Annotated in this window: 10 protein-coding genes; 3 read left to right on the top strand and 7 right to left on the bottom strand. The window is 66.7% G+C overall.

The genetic code is table 11. The annotated features are described in order from the left end of the window. Positions 1–27 precede the first annotated feature (27 nt). From ACX5I6_RS18370 to ACX5I6_RS18400, 7 genes are all read right to left on the bottom strand, one after another. Entirely contained in the window at positions 28–999 is a 972-nt protein-coding gene (locus ACX5I6_RS18370; RefSeq protein WP_018763002.1) for an AAA family ATPase, read from the bottom strand. Positions 1000–1077: 78 nt separating this feature from the next. Continuing rightward, a complete protein-coding gene (locus ACX5I6_RS18375; RefSeq protein ID WP_461841400.1) occupies positions 1078–7182 on the bottom strand; it encodes an Ig-like domain-containing protein in 6105 nt (2034 codons plus the stop codon). A 169-nt stretch (positions 7183–7351) separates the two neighbouring features. After that, positions 7352–13480 carry an Ig-like domain-containing protein gene (locus ACX5I6_RS18380; RefSeq protein ID WP_461841401.1) on the bottom strand — a complete coding sequence of 2043 codons (6129 nt, stop codon included), beginning with the start codon at positions 13478–13480 and terminating at the stop codon, positions 7352–7354. 188 nt (positions 13481–13668) lie between these two features. Further along, complete coding sequence (locus ACX5I6_RS18385; RefSeq protein ID WP_461841402.1) at positions 13669–14883, bottom strand: adenylate/guanylate cyclase domain-containing protein; 1215 nt, start codon at positions 14881–14883, stop codon at positions 13669–13671. Beyond that, the gene (locus tag ACX5I6_RS18390) at positions 14873–15469 is read right to left on the bottom strand and encodes a PH domain-containing protein (RefSeq protein ID WP_018762997.1); all 597 of its coding nucleotides are present in this window, start codon (positions 15467–15469) and stop codon (positions 14873–14875) included. The genes ACX5I6_RS18385 and ACX5I6_RS18390 overlap by 11 nt, the downstream gene beginning before the upstream one ends. Next, the gene (locus tag ACX5I6_RS18395; RefSeq protein ID WP_461841403.1) at positions 15462–16370 is read right to left on the bottom strand and encodes a biotin--[acetyl-CoA-carboxylase] ligase; all 909 of its coding nucleotides are present in this window, start codon (positions 16368–16370) and stop codon (positions 15462–15464) included. Before ACX5I6_RS18395 ends, ACX5I6_RS18390 begins: the two co-directional genes overlap by 8 nt. Before the next feature lie 108 nt (positions 16371–16478). After that, entirely contained in the window at positions 16479–17366 is an 888-nt protein-coding gene (locus tag ACX5I6_RS18400) for an SDR family oxidoreductase (protein ID WP_461841404.1), read from the bottom strand. 215 nt (positions 17367–17581) lie between these two features. Between ACX5I6_RS18400 and ACX5I6_RS18405 the strand changes: the two genes are divergently transcribed. The 3 genes from ACX5I6_RS18405 (at position 17582) to ACX5I6_RS18415 (ending at position 21187) form a co-directional block, all read left to right on the top strand. Beyond that, positions 17582–19165 (top strand): acyl-CoA carboxylase subunit beta, encoded by a 1584-nt coding sequence (locus ACX5I6_RS18405; RefSeq protein WP_018762994.1) that lies wholly within the window; start codon positions 17582–17584, stop codon positions 19163–19165. Further along, the gene (locus ACX5I6_RS18410; protein ID WP_461841405.1) at positions 19162–19404 is read left to right on the top strand and encodes an acyl-CoA carboxylase epsilon subunit; all 243 of its coding nucleotides are present in this window, start codon (positions 19162–19164) and stop codon (positions 19402–19404) included. The genes ACX5I6_RS18405 and ACX5I6_RS18410 overlap by 4 nt, the downstream gene beginning before the upstream one ends. Positions 19405–19501: 97 nt before the next feature. Then, a complete protein-coding gene (locus ACX5I6_RS18415; protein ID WP_461841406.1) occupies positions 19502–21187 on the top strand; it encodes a DUF885 domain-containing protein in 1686 nt (561 codons plus the stop codon). Positions 21188–21315 lie beyond the last annotated feature (128 nt).

Raw genomic sequence — 21315 nt, forward strand, 5'->3', positions numbered from 1 at the left:
GCAGCCGTTGGTTGCGCGCCGGACCGGTCAGGCGTTGGTGCGCTGCTGCGGGGCGGCGACGTCGGCCAGGATCCTGGCCAGGACGGCCTCGGCGGTGGCGCCGGAGAATTCGGCCTCGGGGTCCATCACGAACCGGTGCGTCCACACCACGGGCGCCAGTTCCTTGATGTCATCCGGCAGGACGAAGTTCCGTCCCTGCGAGGCAGCCCAGACCTTGGCGGCCCGGACCATGGCCAGGGCACCGCGAACGGACACGCCCAGCCGGGTCTCGGGAGCGCTGCGGGTCTCCTCGCACAGCCGCGAAATGTACTCCAGCACCGCGGTATCCACGTGCGCGGTGGCGGCGAGGTCTGCCATGTCCGCGACAGCCTGGGTGGTGATGACGGCGGACAGTTCCTTGGAGCGGTCCTTCAGGTTGTTGCCGCCCAGCAGACGGACCGTGGAGGCGTGGTCCGGGTACCCGATGGAGGTCTTGATCAGGAACCGGTCCAGCTGGGCTTCGGGCAGGCGGTAGGTACCGGCCTGTTCGATCGGGTTCTGGGTTGCCATGACCATGAACGGCCGGCCGGCGGAGTAGGTGACGCCGTCCACGGTGACCCGGGACTCTTCCATGACTTCCAGGAGCGCCGACTGGGTCTTGGGCGAGGCGCGGTTGATTTCGTCAGCGAGCACGATGTTGTTGAAGATCGGGCCCTTGTGGAACTCGAACTTCTGCGTCTTCTGGTCATAAATGGTCACGCCGGTGACGTCGGACGGAAGCAGGTCAGGGGTGAACTGGATGCGGTTGTTGGACCCCTGCACGGTGGCCGCGAGGGCCCGGGCCAGTGAGGTTTTGCCCGTGCCGGGCGCGTCCTCGAACAGGACGTGGCCCTCCGCCAGCATCGCCGTGAAGGTCAGCCGGATGACGTGCTCCTTGCCCAGCACCGCCTGCCCCACGTTGGCAACCAGCTTTTCGAACGTCCCGGCAAACCACTCGGCCTGCTCCATGGTCATGGTCATGAATTGTGCTTCCTTTTGATGGGTCGAAAGTTGTCGTGCGGGCCCGGGAGTCCCAGGCCCACACGATGGATGCGGTTCCTAGCGGTTAGGCATACCTGCCGGTGGGTTGCAGCCCACGTTGGACGTGTCACAGCGGAGCCAGTTGCCGTTGGCCATCCCGGAGTTCAGGTGGTACCAGATGCCGCTGGGGTTGTTCGAGGTCTTGTACCAGACCTGGTAGCGGTCGGCCGTTGACGGGGCACCGGCGTCGAGCCATTTGCCCGCGCCCGTGCACTGGGACGGGTTGCCAGCAACGTAGCTGTCCGTCCCTTGGCGAGGCTCCGTGCAGCTGCGCACCGGGCTGGCCGTGACGTTCCAGTCCGTGGGCGGCGGCGGGGTTGGGTCTTTGCCGCTCGTCGCGTTGGCCGAATCTGCGGGACCGCACACGACGGTACAGGCCCGCACCTTGAGGTTCTTCGTGGAGCTCCAGGCACCCGTATCACGGTCATACCGGGTGGCCATGCCGACGCTCGTCCAGCCCCCTCCTTCATAGCTGACCTCATAGCGGTCGATAGCACGACCATTGTTGGCCGGAGTAGTCCAGGTCCAGTGGACCTGCTGCGTGTTGGAACTTTGTCCGCTCAGCACCGGCGCATTCGGCGGCCCATACGGGTTGCCCGTGCCGACGGCCTTCGCGTCGCTGGACATAGTGTTCTTCGTGGACGTCGCCACGATGGTCACCGTGATGTCCCGGCCGTTGGTCATGCCGCCGATGGTGCCGCCGCCTGCGGCGATCGGGCCGCTCTTGCCGTCGGCGTTGTACGAGTAGGTGATCTCGCTGGCGGTGGAGCCGTTCCGCTGGGCCTCGCTCAGCGGCGTGAAGGTCACCTTGAGCTGCCCGCTGGTGCCGGTCTCCGCGACGGAGCCGCTGCTCACCGGGCTCGGCTTGCCGGCCGCCCGGATAGCCGCGGACTGCGGACTGGTACCGCCGGTCCCTGCCTTGTTGGTTGCCGAGACCGTGAAGGTGTAGTTCGTTTCGGAGTTGTCAACGGTGACGTTCTGCGAGGTGCCCGAAACCTGCTGGCTGGCCACGGGAGCCCCGCCGCGCAGCGTGGTCAGGGTGTAGGACGAGACAGGGTCGCCGTTGTTGTTGGGTGCGGACCAGACCACCCGCAGCTGGCTCTGCGAGCCCAACGGGGTAGCCTGGGACACATTCGGCGCGGTGGGCGTCGCGGGAACACCCGCGGGCACCTCGGCGGCCGAGTACGGGCTCCATTCGGACGGTTCCTTGGCGTCGTTGCGTGCCAGGACCCGGACCTTGTAGGAAACGCCGTTCTGCAGCCCCTTCCAGACGTAGCTGACCGATGTCAGGTTCTGGATTTGGGCGTTCTGCCCGGCCGGAGCCGGCGAGATTTCCAGGTCGTAAGACTTCACCGGTGACCCCTTGCTGGCCGGCTGCGTCCAGTTGACGGTCAGCTGTTTGTCGCCGAAGGCCAGCGAAGGCGCCATGGGAGTATCGGGCTTCACGTCCGGCCGGACGTCGGCCGAGGCCGGCGAGCGGTCGGACTCACCGAACTCATTCGTGGCCGTCACCTGGAAGTGGTAGGTGGTGTTGTTGGTCAGGCCATTAAGGGTGCAGGTGTTGGCCGGGCAATCCTGGCGGAACCCGCCCTCGCCATACACCGTGTACTTGGTGATGGGTGAGCCCCTGTCCGCCGGGGCGGTCCAGTTCAGCAGCGCCGTGCGGTCACCCACGCTCTGTGCCTGCGCCGTGGTGGGGGCCGCGGGCTTGTCCTTGACGGTCAAGCGGATGCGCGCCGTGGCATGCCGGGACGCGTCACCGGTCTTGTCCTCCACGGTGTAGGCCACCACCATGGTCCCGGTAAAACCGGGGGCCGGAGTGACGGTCACCGAGTCGCCGTTGACGCCTACGTTGCCGCTGCCCGTTTCGGTGTTGGCAGCAATGATCTTCAGCGGGGTCTCCGGGAACGGGTTGGCGTCGTTGGCGAGCACGTTGATGGTGACGGGCTTGCCTGCGGCGGCGTTTGCCTCGACATCGTCGTTGGCCACCGGCTTGGGCCGGTTGGAGGCGGTCACCGAAAGCTGGTACGTGGCCGTTGCCTCAAGCCCGCGCGGATCCCTGGCCTTGACCTGGACGGCGGCCCTGGTCCCGGTGGCGGTGGAGTCCGCCGCCGAAGCCTTCAGGGTCTTGCCGTCGATGCTTACGTTGAAGCCGCCGGGCGCTCCGCCCACCAGTTCATACTTCATCTTTTCGAGGTCGCCCTGGTCCGGATCGGAAGTCAGCTTGCCCAGGTCCGTGCTGGCAGTGTCGCCCTTGGGAACGTCCACGTCCGAGCCAAGCAGCTCGGGCGGGTTGTTCTTGTTGGGGTCCGGAAGCACCTTGGTGCGGATGCTGAGGGTGGACTTCAGGCCGGCGGGATCGTCCGGTCCGGTTCCGTCCGTCACCTCGAACGTCAGGGACCCGGGGCCCACGTAGTCTGTTCCCGCGGTGTATTTCAGGCCGGTGCCGTCGCCAATGACGGGGTTGCCGCCGTCGGCGCCGATGAGCTTGATCCGGTCCGCCTGGGTAAGCCGGGGCGACCTGCCCTCGCGGACCTTCACCCATTCGTTGAGGTTTACGTCGACGGACTGGCCCGCTACCACCTCGATGACGTCGTCCTTGGCCAGGGTGGGAACCTGCTGGCCGAGGCCCGGTACCCAGATGACCGCGGTGGACTGCAGTCCGTCCACGTCTTCCACGGTGTACGGGATGAGCTGGGGATCCTTGGTCAGGTCTACCAGGACATTGCCGTTGCCGCCGGGCCTGGCGGTGGTGGCCTCCGTGCTGATCTTGAGGTTCTCGCCCACGCCGTCCGGGTCCTCGTCATTCTTCAGGACCGGGACGTCGACGGCGGTCTTGCCCATTGCCTGGGCTGAGGTCACCCTGTCGTCACGGGCGATCGGCGCCTTCAGGGGCACGTTGTTGTCGACCACCAGGCGGATGGTGGCCTGGGCGGTGGCGTCCCGGTCATCGGCGATGGTGTAGCGCACGTTGACGGTTCCTGCCTCGTTCGGGGCCAGGAGGATGATGCGGCCGCTGTTCCTGCTGACTGTCGCCTGGAGTGCGGGATCGGCTTCGATGCCGTCGGTGAGGATGCGGATGCGGTCGCCGTCGGGGTCGGTGTCGTTCGCGGTGGCGTCGACGGCGATCTGGCGGCCGGGACGGACCCGGACTTCGTCGTCCACGGGCGTGGGTTTCTGGTTCACCTCTCCGCGCGGGGCGATGCCCACCGTTACGGTTCCTGTGTTCACGGCACCCTGGCGGTCAACCACCTTGTAGCGGAACGTGTCCGTACCGGCGCCGTCGCCGGCCGCCGTGAAGTCGATGAAGTTGCTGCCTACCGTCGCGGTGCCCATGGCGGGGGTGCTGTCGATGCCCGTGAGCTGGACGGAGTCGCCGTCGGGGTCGATGCCGTCGAGGGGAACCGGGATCCGGACCGTCCCGGCAGCCACCACCCGGGCGGTAAGGTTCCGCGGCTGGGGCCGGGAGTTCTCCGCACCTTCCAGGGGAAGGATGTGGATGGTCACCGCGGCGGCACTCTTCTGGCCCTGCGGATCGACGGCGTTGTAGATGGCGCGCACCGTCTTGGGCTGGCTGCCGGCGATAAAGCGGACGGTGTTCTCGGAGACGAAGCTCTTGCCGTCAGCCGGGTCCACGGCCTGCGGCAGGATGGGGTCCACGGTCAGTTCCTGCCCCTGCGGGTGGGTGTCGTTGTCAAGGACGGGAATGGTGACGACGTCGTTGACCCGGACGTTCACCTCGTCCGGTTTGGGCTGGGGTGCTTCGAGCACGGCCGGCGCCGGCACGGGCACGACCGAGACACTGCCCGTGGCGGATTTCTTGCCGTTGGACATGGTGTATTCGAACAGCAGGGGGTCCTTGGTGCCCAGGATGTCGGTGATCCGCAGGACGCTGTGGTTGATCACGCTGACCGATACCGGGGCGTTGTCCGGGATTTTGACGGACTGCAGCACCAGGACGCCGCCGGAGGGGTCGGAGTCATTGGCCAGGGGGTCCAGCAGGACACTGCCGCCGGTGGGCATCAGTGCCACGTCGTGGACCGCGACGGGATCGCCGCCGTCGTTGCCGGATTCGACGTCGACACGGATCAGCCCCTGGCTGCTCTGCGGCCCGTTGCTGGCAATGTACGTCAGGTACACCGGCCCGGGGGTGCTGCTGCGGAACGTGAAGGTGCCCCCGTCCGTGACGGGCCCGAGTTCGGCCGGTCCGTTGGCTTCCACCTGGGCCAGCCGGAGGGCACCGCCGTTCGGGTCGACGTCGTTCTTCAACGGCGAGATGACCAGGTCCTGGCCCACGACGGCGGTGACATGGTCCGCGTTGACCACCGGCGCCAGGGCGCCGGGGGGCTGGACGTTGACCACCACCTTGCCGGTGACCGTGGCGCGGCCGTCCCAGATGGTGACCTGGACGTTCTTCTTGCCGGCGGTCGCACCGGAATCCTGGAAGGTGAGCAGGCCGTCGCGCCGGACCTTGACCTGGTCCTGGTCGTTGTCGGCCTTCGCGTCGAGGAGGACCAGATCATCGCCGTCGGGGTCGATCCAGTCCGTCAGGATGTTCTGGCTGACCGTCTTGCCCTGCTCCACCAGCATGGTGGTGTCCTCGCCGCGCTTGAACTTGGGCGGCTTGTTTTCGTCAGGCCCCACGACGCTGAGCGTGACCTGCCCGGTGGCGGAGAGCCCGCGGCCGTCGGAGGCGCTGTAGTTAAAGGTCTCAGTGCCTGGTTTGGCATCCGCCGGAACGGTGATCTGGAAGGCAGTGCCGCCGTAGATGCTTTCGAGGGTGCCCGATTTGGGTGCGGCTTCCGGCGCCACGGCAGCGGTCAGGACGTCGCCGTCGGGGTCCGAGTCGTTGTCCAGGACGCTGAGGATCGTAGTGCGGCCAGGCCGGACGCCGATGGCGTCGGGCTTGGTTTCCGGTGGCCGGTTGGGTTTGGTGCGGTCAGGCAGGACGTTGATGGTGTTGTTGTCCGCCGATTCCTGGTCCTGGTCATCGGACTGGTTCTTGGGCGGGACGACGTCGTCCCAGTTGTTGACCAGCTGCATGTTCTGGTTCACCAGCCACACATTGCCCGAATTCACATCATTCAGGACCACCAGGTCCCGGTTCACCCGGAACACATACGACGGCGACGCACTCGCCTTCGGCACCGCAACATTCTTGTCATCCGCATCATTGGTGCAGTCCCGGATGTACTTGTTCGCACCCGACCACGCCGCATGCACACACCCACCCAACTGCACCGGAGCCGCAGGCACGCCCTCACCATCGAACGAGACCGTCTTCGCCGCCGCCCCGTCCAGGGGCTGCTTCAACAACGCCTTCCGCGTCGCAACGGCAACAAAATCACTGCCCGGCCCCGCCTGCTGCAACTTCGCATCCCGCGCATTCTCCAGCACCAGCCGCTTACCGCCGGGCAAAAACAGGTTGCCCGCCGCGGCATCCAACACCACCGGCTTGTCCCCCACCACCGTCATCTGCAGATCCCCGGAACCCTTCAACCCCTCCCAGGTACTGGACTCCGAGGACGTCACCGCACCATTGGCATCCACCCCCGTCACGGACACCACCCCGGACTTCGGATCCGCCGAATAAATCCGGTCATCAGACCCCACCGCGGAAACAATCCCCTCAGAACCCACCATGACAGGCTCCGACGCTTCCTCATCAAAACCATTCACCGTCGACGGAGACACCGCCCACACCTTGCCCGACGCCGGATCCGTCACCGAAATCGTCTGCGCCCCAAAACTCACCGCAGCAGAACCCGGCAACCGCTTATCCCCACCCAGGCGCATATTCGCCGGCGACACCTGGTTCAACGTCGAACCAGTCGCATCATCAACAAACACCTCACCCGCATGCTGCAACACATCAAACGTCGTCGACGCCGGCGTCACCGCACCATCAAGCACCCGCGAAGGATAATTCAACCGCCCAACAGCATTCTTGGACTTCGACACCACCCACACGCCACCATCATTCAACTCAACCTCAGTGGTCTTAAACCCCGGATACAACACCGCACCCGTCACCACCACAGCCACCACCACACCAAACGCAGCCCCGGCGGCGGCCTTCTTGTGTCGCTTCTTCAGCCCAAGCTTCCCCAGCAGAGTTGTCACAGCGTTACTTTTCCCTCAGATTGTGTTGCCAGATACGGTCCTGTTCGCGGGACAGGCAGTAGGCTTTCTTTCCCCGGGCCAAGCCTACCGAAGCCCCGCAAGACCCCGCGATGGGGACCTCTATCCCGTGTACCGCTCATTCCGGGGCACTTGCCCGGCGCCGCGGCGGCTATGGCGTTGCCCCTGTCGGGAAGGTGCACAGCGGTACACCGCTTTGCGCGGGAGAGCCCAGGGTGGTGTGCAGCGACTGGATCCAGCGGGTGGCATTGGGCGAGCCGCGCATGATGTAGTACCACTGTCCGTCTCCGCTGTATGTGGTGCCGTGCGGCTTCCAGCACATGACATCGAACGTGTCCAGGTGCGACATCCAGGGCCGGTCGTAGCCGCCTTGGCCATCGCAGGTATTCCTCGACGGGTCATATGACGTGGCGCCGGGCAGGTCGGTGCAGCTGCGGTCCATGCCGGGACCAAGCCGCGTGGTCCAACGGGTTTTCGCGGCACCCGACTGCGCGGAGGCAGACGCGACCGGGCCACCGGTGCCGCGCGAATTGACCGTTTGTACGTCGATCGAATGCCGCTCGTTGAATCCGGCGGTGTTGATGGTGCGGTTGCCGGAGGCAGCCACCCGTTCCCAGCCCCCGCCGTCGATCCTGATCTGGGTGTAGGCGATGTCGTGGCTGCCCGCCGCCGGGGATGCCCAGCTCAAGGTGAGGTTCTTCTGGTTCTCCCCGCCGTCCTGCCCGGCGGCCGACGGCGTGCCAGGAGAACCGTACGGGTTGGCGGTGGCCGGCGTGCTGGCGTCGGAACTGGGGGCCACCGAAGAGTTGGCGATGACGGTGATGGCCGTGGAACTGCCGTTGGCGAATCCTCCGACGGTTTGCCCTGGCCTGATCGGACCGGACTGTCCCGTGCTGGCCCGGTAGGTGTAGCTGACTTCGGCGTACGTTGAGCCGTTGCGTTCGGCGGCGGTAAGTTCGCGGAAGTCGATGGTGACGGAGCGCCCGGCTCCGCCGGTGTTGGCTTCCGTGGCGCTCACGCCGGAGACTTGCGCGAGCTTGCCGGTGGCGCGGCGCGGGGCGGACGCCGCACTGACCGCGCCCTTCCCGGCCTTGTTCTCGGCCTGCACAGTGAAGGTGTAGGCCGCTTCGGAGTTGTTGGCGGTGAAGTTGGCTGTCCGGACGGTGCCGGCCACCATCTGGGTTTGGGCTGCCCCGCCGCCGCCGCTCATGGTGACGTAGTAGTTCCTGATGGCGTCACCGTTGGTGTTTGGCTCGTTCCAGTCCACCTTGAGCTGGTTGGAGGTTCCCACGGAAGATGCCACGGACGACGTCGGAGCGGCGGGTGCGGCGGGGACACTGGCAGGATTGTCCTCGGCGGAGTACGGGCTCCAGTCTGAGGGGCCCAGTTCGTTGACTGCCTGGGCGCGCACCTTGTACCGGACGCCGTTGGTCAGCCCGGGCCAGGTGTAGTTCAGCCCGGTCACGCCGTTCTTGACCGCCGCCCCATTCGCGGGCGGCGGTGAGATCTCAAGGTTGTAGTTCTTGACGGCCGAACCCTCGGTTTTGGCTGCCGGCCACGTGATTTCCATGGTCTTGTCGCCGGCCTTGACGGCAGGCGCGTCCGGCGGCGACGGCTTTTCGTCCGGCCGGATCTCATTGGAGGCCGGCGACGGGTCGGATTCCCTGACCTCGTTCGTGGCGGTGACGGTGAAGACGTACTTGACGTCGTTGGTCAGGCCGGTCAGCGTGCAGGTGGGGGTGGCACACTCCTGGCTGAAGCCGCTGGTGGAGTGCACGGTGTATTTGGTGATGGCCGCGCCGTTATCCGACGGCGGTGTCCACTTGAGCACGGCCGTCCGGCTCCGGACATCCGTGGCCGTGGGCGCGGAGGGCGCGTCGGGCCGGTCACGGACGGTGATCCGGACCCGTCCGTCGGTCTGCCGGGATACGTCTCCGGTCTTGTCCATGATGGTGTAGCGCACCACCATCACGCCTTTGAACCCGCTGGCCGGTGTGACGGTGATCGAGTCCCCCGCCACGGCGGGCTGCCCTGCGGCCGATCCGGTCTCCACGGTGGCGGAGGTGATCCTGAGGGGCGTCTCCGGGAAGGGGTTGTAGTCGTTGGCGAGGACGTTGACGGTCTCGGACGTGCCGGCGTTCGCTTTGTCCACCACGTCCTCGTTGGCTGTGGGAAGCGGTCGGTTGGAGGCCACCACGGTGGCGGTGATGGTGGCGCGGACCGGATCTGAGCGGCCGTCGGTGACTTTGAGCGGGATGCTGCCTTTCCAGCCGGCGGCCCGGGCTGAATCGGGGGTGACCTTAAGGGTTGCCTTGTCCACTGTTGCGTTGAAGCCCTCCGGGAGCGCGCCGTCGAGAGCGAAGGCGAGCTTGTCCTGGTCGCCGGCGTCAACGTCCTTGGCCAGGTTGCTCAGGTCCAGGGTGGCCGACTCGCCGGCGGGAACGTCGAGGGTGGCTCCGCTGAAGGTGGGCGGATGGTTGGCGTTGGGGTCCGGGATGACTTTGGTGATGATGCTCAGCGTTGACTTGAGGCCGGCGGGGTCGTCCGGCCCTGTGCCGTCCGTCACCTCGAAGGTGATGGAGCCTGGACCCACGTAGTCCTTGAGGGCGGCATAGCGCAGGGCATTGCCGTTTCCGGCCACCACGTTGTCCGGTTCCCCGCCCAGGATGCGGACCTTGTCCACCTGGGTGATCCGGGGCGTGCGGCCTTCCCGCACCCGGACGTAGTCCGCCAGGTTGAGGGTAATGTCCTTCCCGGACATGACTTCCACGGTCTCGGTCTTGGCCAGCGTGGGGTGTTGCTCCCCCTGCCCGGGCACCCAGATGACCGCCGTCGCGCTTTGGCCGTCAACATCGGTGACAGTGTAGGGAACCAGTTGGTCGGCCGGCCCAAGCGTGACGCGCACGGTGCCGTCGCCGGTGACGCGGGCGTTGGGGTTCCCGTCCGGCAGGCCGATCTTCAGTTCGGAGGCCACGCCGTCGGGGTCTGAGTCGTTCTTGAGGACCGGCACGTCCACGGCGGACTTGCCCAGCGTCTCTGCGGGGGTGACCACATCGTCTTTGGCAACCGGGGCCTTCAGTGCGGCATCAGGGCTGGCCTTAACCCGGATCACTGCACCGGACTGGGCTTTCTTGTCGTCCTGGATCTTGTAGCTGACGCTGTCATTGCCGGCAGCGTTCGGGGCCGTGAGCAGCACCTTGCCGCCTTCGGCTGCCTCCACGGCGAGGTCCGGGCGGGCCTCGAAGCCGTTGGACACCAGGGTGATCGGGTCACCGTCCGGATCTGAATCGTTGGCGAGGGCTTCAACGGCGATCTTGCGTCCGGGCCGGACTTCAATGGCGTCGTCGACTGCGATGGGCTTCTGGTTGGTGGCTTCCGCGGGTGCGATGCCGACGATCACAGTTCCGGTGTTCTCGGCCCCGATCCGGTCGCGGACCCGGTAGGTGAAGGTGTCAGTGCCGGCTGCATTGCCCGCTGCGGTGAATTCGAGGTAGCCGTCCTTGACCACGGCCGTGCCCATGGCGGGAGCCTTGTCCACCCCGGTCAGCTGGACTGAGTCGCCGTCGCTGTCCACGCCATCGAGGGGTACCGGGATGCGGACGGTCATGCCCGCCACCACCCGGGCGGTGAGGTTTCTTGGTTCTGGCCGGGTATTGAGTTGGTCGTCGCGGGCCCGGATCCGGATCGTGACCTGCTGGGAGTCGGACTGGCCTGATTCGTTGGTGACCTTGTAGATCGCGTAGACGGTTTTGGGTACGTCGCCGGCGATGAACCGCACAGTTCCGCCTGCCGTGAAGATGCGCCCGTCCGCCGGGTCCGGCTGCTGGGCCAGCTGCGGGTCAAGGGTGAGGGCGCCGCCGTTGGGGTCGGTGTCGTTGGCCAGCACGGGGATGGTGACGACGTCGCCGGCACGAACGGTGGCCTCATCCGGCTTGGCCTGGGGGGCCTGGAGTTTCGCCGGTGCGGGGACCACCAGCACGGCGATCTCGCCGGTGGCCGAGGCTTTGCCGTTGGAGATGGTGTATTTGACGGTGAGCTGGCCCTGGGCGCGGATGTCGGTGATCCGGACAACGGAATGGTCCAGCACGGAGACGCTGATGGGCAGGCCGTCCGCGGCCGTCACGGACTGGACCACCAGCACGCCGCCGGAGGGGTCGGAGTCATTGCCGAGCACGTCCACCAGCACGTTGCCGCCACTGGGCAGCAGTGCGGTGTCGCGCACGGCGACGGGGGCGCCGTCGCCGTTCCCGGGCACGACGTCGACACGCACCAGTTGCTGGGCGCTGGCCGGTCCGTTGGTGGCCAGGTAGGTGACGTAGTGCGCGCCCTCGGCGGTGGAATTGAACGTGAAGGTTTGCTGGTCGGCGCCCATGGTGGCGGTGGAATTACCGTCCGGGCTGGCCTGGGCCAGGCGCAGCGCCCCGCCTTGCGGGTCTGAGTCGTTCTTCAGCGGCGCGATCACCGTATCCACCCCTGCGACGGCGACCACGTGGTCCGCGTTGGCGATCGGCGGCAGCGCCCCGGGCGCGCGGACGTCGACGGTGACCTTTCCCTCGGTGGTGGCCCGGCCATCCGAGACGGTGACGGTGACAGTTTTGCGTCCCGGTTCAGCACCGGAATCCTGAAAGCTGAGCAGGCCGTCAGGCCGGACCCGGACTTGGTCGCGGGGGTCGCTGCCGCTGGCACCGACCACGAAGAGGTCGTCGCCGTCGGGGTCGATCCAATCGGTGAGGATGTTTTGGCTGACGACCTTGCCTGCCTGCACCACCAGGGTGGTGTTGCGGTTGGGCTTTTGCCGCGGTGCCGAGTTCTCCCCCGGCGGGACGACGTTCAACGTGACATCGGCGGAACCGGAAAGGCCGCGGCCGTCGTCCACCGTGTATTTGAACGCCTCAGAGCCCGTTTTGTCGGCGCCGACGCTGACCTGGAACCCGGTGGCGCCGTAGATCGGCGCGAGCAGGCCTGACTTCAGGGGGTCGGGCGTGCGAACGGTGAGGACGTCGCCGTCGGGGTCCGAGTCGTTGTCCAGCACGGGAAGGACGGTGGTCTTGCCGGCGCGCACGCCAAAGGTGTCCGGTTTGGCCACGGGGGCGTTGTTGGGTTTGGTGCGGTCCGGCAGGACGGTCTGCTGCACCTCATCGGCCGAGTCCTTGTCGGCGTCGTCCGAGGTCTGTTGCGGCGGGATGACGTCGTCCCAGTTGTTGACCAGCTGCATGTTCTGGTTCACCAGCCACACATTGCCCGAATTCACATCATTCAGGACCACCAGGTCCCGGTTCACCCGGAACACATACGACGGCGACGCACTCGCCTTCGGCACCGCAACATTCTTGTCATCCGCATCATTGGTGCAGTCCCGGATGTACTTGTTCGCACCCGACCACGCCGCATGCACACACCCACCCAACTGCACCGGAGCCGCAGGCACGCCCTCACCATCGAACGAGACCGTCTTCGCCGCCGCCCCGTCCAGGGGCTGCTTCAACAACGCCTTCCGCGTCGCAACGGCAACAAAATCACTGCCCGGCCCCGCCTGCTGCAACTTCGCATCCCGCGCATTCTCCAGCACCAGCCGCTTACCGCCGGGCAAAAACAGGTTGCCCGCCGCGGCATCCAACACCACCGGCTTGTCCCCCACCACCGTCATCTGCAGATCCCCGGAACCCTTCAACCCCTCCCAGGTACTGGACTCCGAGGACGTCACCGCACCATTGGCATCCACCCCCGTCACGGACACCACCCCGGACTTCGGATCCGCCGAATAAATCCGGTCATCAGACCCCACCGCGGAAACAATCCCCTCAGAACCCACCATGACAGGCTCCGACGCTTCCTCATCAAAACCATTCACCGTCGACGGAGACACCGCCCACACCTTGCCCGACGCCGGATCCGTCACCGAAATCGTCTGCGCCCCAAAACTCACCGCAGCAGAACCCTGCAACCGCTTATCCCCACCCAGGCGCATATTCGCCGGCGACACCTGGTTCAACGTCGAACCAGTCGCATCATCAACAAACACCTCACCCGCATGCTGCAACACATCAAACGTCGTCGACGCCGGCGTCACCGCACCATCAAGCACCCGCGAAGGATAATTCAACCGCCCAACAGCATTCTTGGACTTCGACACCACCCACACGCCACCATCATTCAACTCAACCTCAGTGGTCTTAAACCCCGGATACAACACCGCACCCGTCACCACCACAGCCACCACCACACCAAACGCAGCCCCGGCGGACCACCGCGAGCGCAGCAGCCGGCGTGTCGAGGGCATGGCAAAACCAGGGTTTTCAGCGCGCGTTTGGTCGCGTCGGTTCATGCAGTCTTATCCCCCGATAGCTCTCTGCCCCTGCCGGCAGCCGGTGGCACTGGACCCCGGGCACCACAACCATACCGCCATCCGCCAACAAGTGGACAAATTGTTTTCGGGCCGCCCTCGGCACCCGTGGCCGGATGGTGCCCTTAGTCCAGGACCAGGCCCTGGCCGCGCCCGCGGGTGAGGCGGACCGGTTTAATTTCGCCGAAACCGCGGACATTTTCCGGATCCTGGGGAATCATGACGAACCGCTCGTCGTGCTCCAGTGCGGAGGCGGTCATCGAGTCCACCAGCACGGTTCCCGGGTCTGCGAGCGTGGTGAGGCGGGCCGCCAGGTTGACGGTGGGGCCGTAGATGTCACCGAGGCGGGACAGGATCCTTCCCCACACCATGGCCACCCGGGCTTCCGGGAGGATTTCGTCTGCGGTGAAGGCTTCGGCGAGCGCCAGGGAGATCTCGGCACCGGCTGCGGGTGTTTCGGCAATGTACAGGACTTCGTCGCCCACGGTCTTGACCAGCCGGCCGCCGCCCACCGAGATGATTTCAGCGCATTTGTTTTCGAACCGCTGAACCAGGCGGGCCAGGGTTTTTTCGTTCATCCGCCGGGACAGGCTGGTGTAGGACACCAGGTCGGCGAAGCCAACCGCGCGTGCCAACGGCAGCGGCGCATCGTCCTCGTCGCCTTCCCGGCCTTCCTCGCTGGCCTGGAGGCCGGCCTCGGCGCGGACCGCGAGCCGCTGGACGCCTGCGTTGAGCTGGCGGCGCCAGGAGTACACCAGCACTTCCTCAAGCGCATCCACGAGGGCGGGAAGTTCGTTGACCAGGCGCTTGCGGGCCACGGCGTCCGTGACGCCCTGCTCGTGGACCATGTCCTCCACCAGGGCCTCGATCTGCCACACGACCATGCGATCCGTCATTTGGCCGATTGCCCGGGTGACTGAAATCGCCGCTTCCTCGGTGAGTTTGCCGGCGCGGACCAGGTCCACCACGGTGGACAGAGCCGCCTGGTCGCGTTCGGTGAAGGCAACGTCTTCGTCGCCAAAGTTCGGGAAGCCAAGGGCGCGCCAAAGTTTGCGGGCGGAGAGGAGGGAAAGACCGGCGCCGGCGGCCACTTCACGACGACGGAGCTTGCGCTCCCCGCCAAGGAGCCGTGCTTCCAGGGCCTTCATGGCGAGGCGCTCGGCGGACATGGCACCGGTGGGCGGGTGCCTGTCTGCGCCGGTGTCGGGCGCGGAGGTGCCGGGTGCGGAGGTGCCGGGCGCGGCCGCGTCGACGGCGGCAGCGGTGTCGGCGGCGGTGTCGATGGCGCCGATGCCGGGATCGATGCTGTTGACGCGTTCCTGCTGGTCCTCATCGGTCATCCCGTCCACCTTCTCTCATGTCCTCCGGAAAAGCACCGGCGGGATAAAACGTCGCATCCGGCAGGGCATCGGCCTGGTCCGGCAGTTCCCCGATGGCGTCGAGGATAAAGTCGCGGAACCGGGCAACCTCGGGCACGTCCGGAAAGGTCACCACGCCCTGGTACCCGGTTTCCAAGGATATATTCCCGGAGCGCACCAACCGCTGAAGGAGCGATTCATGGACGGTCAGGTTACGCACGGATACCAGGTTCACTTGTTGGTCACGCCTGTTCAGCATGCCGTACCGGGCCACCATCCGCTGGCTGGTCAGGGTGTACCGGGTTCCCTGCCAGCGGAGGAGCCGCGGCAGGCAGTAGCCCAGCCACACGGCGGCGACAGCAAGGACGCAGCCGGCCACGAGCCATGATGTCCATTGCCGGTTCAGGACCGGCGCCACCCGGGCAGCGCCGCCGCGGATGATCCAGGCGCTGGCAAAGGCTGCCAGCGCGGGGGCGAGCACGAAGGCTGCGGCGGCACCGGCGAGCTTCCTGGGCTGCGGGCGGGTGGTGACGATGACTTGTTCCCCGGGAAGGAGGCTCTTACGCATAACCGCCTTGGCCGGAGTCTTTCGGTGCTGTCCACGGCCTCAGGTGCACCACGTCGCCGGCCGTCACCACATGCTCCCGCCCATCGCGGTCCACCACCAGCAGGGAGCCGTAGTCATCCAGCCGGGAAGCGTGTCCAATGATCTCGTGGTCGCCGGGCAGCTGTGCACGAACCTGCTTGCCCAGCGTGACCATCACCGCCTCTATCCGCTTGTGCAGGGAAGGGCCGCCGGCCATCCCGGCCGTGGGGTCGCCGTCGGCGTTGCAGAAACTGCGGTACAAGGTGGCGAAGTGGGTGAGGTAGCTCTTGAGCAGGACGGTGCGGTCGGTGGTCCGGGCGCCTTCAAGTGCCACCGATGTTGCGGTGGGGACCGGGAGTTCGCGTTCGCGGAGGGTGACGTTCAGGCCGGTGCCCAGGACCACCGCGGGCACCTTGCCGTCAGCCATCGGACCAAGCTGGGCCAGGATGCCGGCGATCTTCCGGCCGCGCACCAGGACGTCGTTGGGCCATTTGAGCTCGGCCGGGATGCCGGCGGTATCCAGCAGGGTCTCGCGCAGTGCGAGGGCGGCGATGAGGGACAACCAGGAGTAGCTCTGGGTAGGGAGGGGCCGGCCTTCCGCATTGACGGGACGCAGCACCACGGAGACGGACACCGAGCTCATCGGCGGTGCTTCCCAGCGCCTGTCCAGCCGGCCCCTGGCGGCTGTCTGGTATTCGGCGGTCAGGACTGAGAGGTCCGGCCAGGCCGCCGGGTCCACCGTGACGGCACGAAGGAGGTCCGCGTTGGTGGAACCCGTCGAATCCACGACGTCGATCCGGGGAATGCCTGTGGCGGAGAGGAAACGCTGGTCGGCCAGGTCCACTCGGTTCAGGGGGGTGCCCGGTACGTGCGTGTCATCCATACATGAATCCTACCGAGCGAAGCTGGAGACCACCCATCAGCGCAGATTCCTCCCGGGACCACGCCTCACCGGCCGCAACGGGGCGGCGGTCCGGGCGGAACCACCAGCCTAGAGGAAGATGTCCGGAACCAGTTGGTCCTCGGCCGCACCGAGGCTGTAGGGCCGGAAATCAGCGGCGCCGGCGCCCGCCAGGACCTGCTCGTCCGTGTAGAAGTTGCCCGATTCCGCGTCTCCGGCGGCAAGGTGGCTTCCGGTCAGGATGGCGTGGGCGGCATCGGCCATGATCTGCGGGCCCCGCGCGGCCAGCACCATCGTCGAGCCGTGGGGCATATTGCGGATGGCGGCCGTGTCGATCAGGGTGCACGGCCAGAGCGAGTTCACCCGGACGCCGTCGGCCTTCAATTCCTCGGCCAGGCCCAGCGTGGTCAGGCTCATCCCATACTTGGCCATGGTGTAGGCGAGGTGCTTCCCCGCCCATGAGGGGTGGAGGTTCAGCGGCGGGGACAGCGTCAGGATGTGTCCGTGCGCCGAGGCCCGGAGCGCGGGAAGCGCCAGCTTGGACAGCAGGAAGGTACCGCGGACGTTGATGTCCTGCATGAGGTCGTACTTTTTCATGTCGACGGCGTCCGTGGTGGACAGGTCGATGGCCGAGGCGTTGTTGATGACGACGTCGATGCCGCCGAAGCGCTCCATCGCTGCGGCCACGGCTCCGGCCACGTCCTCGTCCCGGCGGACGTCGCCCACCAGGGGCAGCGCCTGGCCGCCGGCCTCCACCAGTTCTTCGGCGGCGGTAAAGACCGTTCCCGCCAGTTTGGGGTGGGGCGTGCCGGTCTTGGCCAGGAGCACGATATTGGCGCCGTCCCGGGCCGCCCTCTTGGCGATGGCCAGGCCGATTCCGCGGCTTCCGCCGGAGATGAGGATGGTGCGTCCTGCCAGGGAACCGGCTGCCCGGTAGGGGCTCCGGGGTGCCTGCAAAGCCTCGTCGCTTGAAGTCATGGGAACACTGTAGCCCAACTAAGTTACTGGCGGGTAACATAGCGGAGAGGGTGCTGGAACGGCAGAAAATTGTAGGTTCCCTACAGCTGCGGGCGCACAAACCGTCATTAGACTTGCCACCAGGGTTCTTCTTTTGTGTGGATGCTACTTAAAGCTCCCGCGAACGCGGACCGCCAGCCAACAAAACTGACTTGCTACAGAGCCGGAGACACTTGATGAGCCACGATCTGACAACGACAGCGGGAAAGATCGCAGATTTCCGCGACCGCCAGGCGCGTGCCGCACAGCCCTCCGGCCCCGAGGCCATCGAAAAGCAGCATGCCCGGGGCAAGAACACGGCCCGCGAGCGCATCGAGCTGCTGCTGGACGAAGACTCCTTTGTTGAATTCGACGCCCTCGCCGTGCACCGTTCCACGGCGTTCGGCATGGAAAAGAAGAAGCCGCTGGGCGACGGCCTGGTCTCCGGCTACGGCACCGTGGACGGCCGGCTGGTGGCCGTCTACAGCCAGGACTTCAGCGTCTACGGCGGCTCGCTGAGCCAGGTCAACGGCGAAAAGATCGTCAAGGTCCAGGAATTCGCCCTCCGCAACGGCTGCCCCGTGGTGGGGATCCTGGACGGCGGCGGCGCACGCATCCAGGAAGGCGTGGCATCCCTTGCCATGTTCGCGGACATCTTCCGCAACAACGTGCACGCCTCAGGCGTCGTGCCGCAGATCTCGCTCATCATGGGCCCCTCAGCCGGCGGTGCCGCCTACTCCCCCGCCCTCACCGACTACGTGGTGATGGTGGACAAGACGTCCCACATGTTCATCACCGGACCGGACGTCATCAAGACCGTCACCGGCGAGGACGTGGACATGGAAACGCTGGGCGGTGCCCGGCAGCACAACGCCACCACCGGAACGTCCACCTACCTGGCCTCCGACGAAACCGACGCCATCGAGTTCGTGCGCGAACTGCTGGACTTCCTGCCCTCCAACAACCTGTCCGAGGCACCCGTGCTGGGACACCAGCAGGAATTGGAGGTCGACGACGACGACCTCGCCCTGGATGCGCTGGTTCCGGATTCCGCCAACCAGCCCTACGACATGCGGGCCGTCGTCGAACAGATCGTGGACGACGGGCACTTCCTGGAGATGCAGGCCCTGTACGCCCCCAACGTGATGATCGGCTACGGCCGCGTCGAGGGCCACACGGTGGGCATCGTGGCCAACCAGCCGCTGCAGTTCGCCGGCACCCTGGACATCGCCGCCTCCGAGAAAGCCGCCCGGTTCGTGCGCCACTGCGACGCCTTCAACATTCCCATCATCACCCTGGTGGACGTTCCCGGCTTCCTTCCGGGCAAGGACCAGGAGTTCCAGGGGATCATCCGCCGCGGCGCCAAGCTCCTCTACGCCTACGCCGAGGCGACCGTCCCCAAGCTCACGGTGATTACGCGCAAGGCCTACGGCGGCGCCTACATCGTGATGGGCTCCAAGAAGCTCGGCGCCGACCTGAACCTTGCATGGCCCACCGCGCAGATCGGCGTCATGGGCGCCCAGGGTGCCGTCAACATCCTCTACCGCCGCGACCTTGCCGCCGTCGCGGAAAACGGCGGGGACGTCGAGGCGCGCCGCGCCGAGGTCATCCGCCAGTACGAGGAAGAACTCCTCAACCCCTACCAGGCGGCAGAGCTGGGCTACGTGGACGCCGTGATCGCCCCCTCCGATACCCGGGTCCAGATCATCAAGGGCCTGCGGGCACTGCGCGACAAACGCGCCAGCCTCCCGGCAAAGAAGCATGGGAACATCCCCCTGTGACGCCGGGTCAGAAGCCGGTGGTTGAGCCTGCCGAAACACCGTCCGCGCCGCTGTTCTCTGTCGTCAAAGGGCAACCGAACGCCGAGGAACTCGCCGCGCTGGCCGCCGTCGTCCTGTCCCTTGGGGGCCCGGCGCCGGACAAGCCTGCCGCACCCAGCGTGCGGCACTGGGTGCGCCGGCAGCAGTTGCGGCTCGCCCCGTCACCCGGCCCGGGCGCCTGGAAGCGCAGCCACGGCTGACCCTCCCCACCGCCTCCCAGGTACCGCTTCACCTGACGCGGGTCCATCCCTACCGGCATGGGGCCGCCCTGTCCGCCCGGCCGGGTAGTCTCGGAATGTGACTACAGACACTGCACCCGCCGCGCGCCCGCATACCCGCATCGACGCCGTCGCCGACGACTACACGGACACCCTCATCAGGCTCAACCCGACCTTCGCCACGACTCTTGGCCTGCCGGGCCACGAGACGGAATACCAAGACTTCTCGCCTGCCGGCATCGCAGGTTTCGCCGAGGCCGCGCGAGACGCGCTGGCCGCACTGGAGGGCCTGGAGCCGGAAGACGACGTCGACGCCGTCACCCTGGACGCCATGCGGGAGCGGCTCGGGCTGCAACTGCTGATCCATGCCTCCGGTTGGGAGTATGCCGAGCTCAACAACATCGCCTCGCCCGCCCAGGACATTCGGGCCATCTTCGACCTCATGCCCACCGACACCGCGCAGGACTGGGAGCACATCGCGGGCCGGGCCGGCAACGTGCCGGCGGCCATCAGCGGCTACATCGAGTCCCTCCGCGTCGCCCGGGACGCCGGCAAAGTGGCCGCCGCGAGGCAGGTCCGGATCGTCATTGAACAGGTCACCAAGTACGCCGCCGACGACGGATTCTTCGCCAAGCTGGCCGCCGGTGCAGCCACCCCCGACGGCCCGCTGCCCGCGCCGCTCCAGGAAAAGCTCGACGCCGGAACCGGCGCGGCCCGGAGCGCCTACGTAGGACTGGCAGAATTCCTGCGCACCGAACTGCTCCCGGCAGCACCTGAAAAGGACGCCGTGGGCAGGGCACGGTACGCACTTGCCTCACGTTCCTTCCTCGGCGCCGAAGTGGACCTGGAAGAAACCTACGCCTGGGGCGTCCAGGAGCTGGACCGCCTCATCGCCGAACAGGAACGCGTCGCCGACAGCATCAAGCCCGGCGCCACCATCGCGGAGGCCAAGGACATCCTCGACAACGATCCCGCCCGGCAGCTCAAGGGGACCGATGCCCTGCAGGCCTGGATGCAGGACCTCTCGGACAAGGCCATGGCCGGGCTCGCCGACGTCCACTTCGACATCCCCGACGTCATGAAGACCCTCGAATGCCGGATCGCCCCCACGGACGAGGGCGGCATCTACTACACCGGCCCGTCAGATGACTTCAGCCGTCCCGGCCGCATGTGGTGGTCCGTCCCGGCCGGCGAGGACACCTTCACCACCTGGGCCGAGACCACCACCGTTTACCACGAAGGCGTCCCCGGCCACCACCTCCAGGTGGCCACTGCCACCTACCGCCGCGAACTGCTCAACAACTGGCGGCGCAACGTCTGCTGGACCTCCGGGCACGGCGAAGGCTGGGCCCTCTACGCCGAGAAGCTGATGCAGGAGCTGGGCTACCTCACGGATCCCGGCGACCACCTGGGAATGCTGGACATGCAGCGCATGCGGGCCGCCCGCGTGGTCTTCGACATCGGCGTCCACCTCGAACTGGACATGCCCGGGCGCTGGGGATCCGGCACCTGGACAGCAGAGACGGGCTACGGCTTCCTCAAGGAAAACCTCCCCATCAGCGAAGGCCAGCTCAACTTCGAGTTCACCCGCTACCTTGGCTGGCCCGGCCAGGCACCCTCCTACAAGGTGGGCCAGCGGCTCTGGGAACAAATCCGCGCCGAGCTCGAAGCCCGCCCAGGGTTCGACCTCAAGGAGTTCCACACCAAGGCCCTCAACATCGGCTCCGTAGGACTGGACACCCTCCGCCGGGCGCTCTTGTCTTGACCCTGACGTGCGCGGCCCCAAGGGGCCCATCCTCTGCGCGCTGCTCGTTCCTCGCGGCTGGGCCCACGCCGGCAGGGTTCCCTGGCCGAGCTTGCGAGGTTAGGGGCCGGTGGGGAGCGCGCTGCCGG

The organism is Arthrobacter sp. MMS24-T111 (assembly GCF_054888995.1).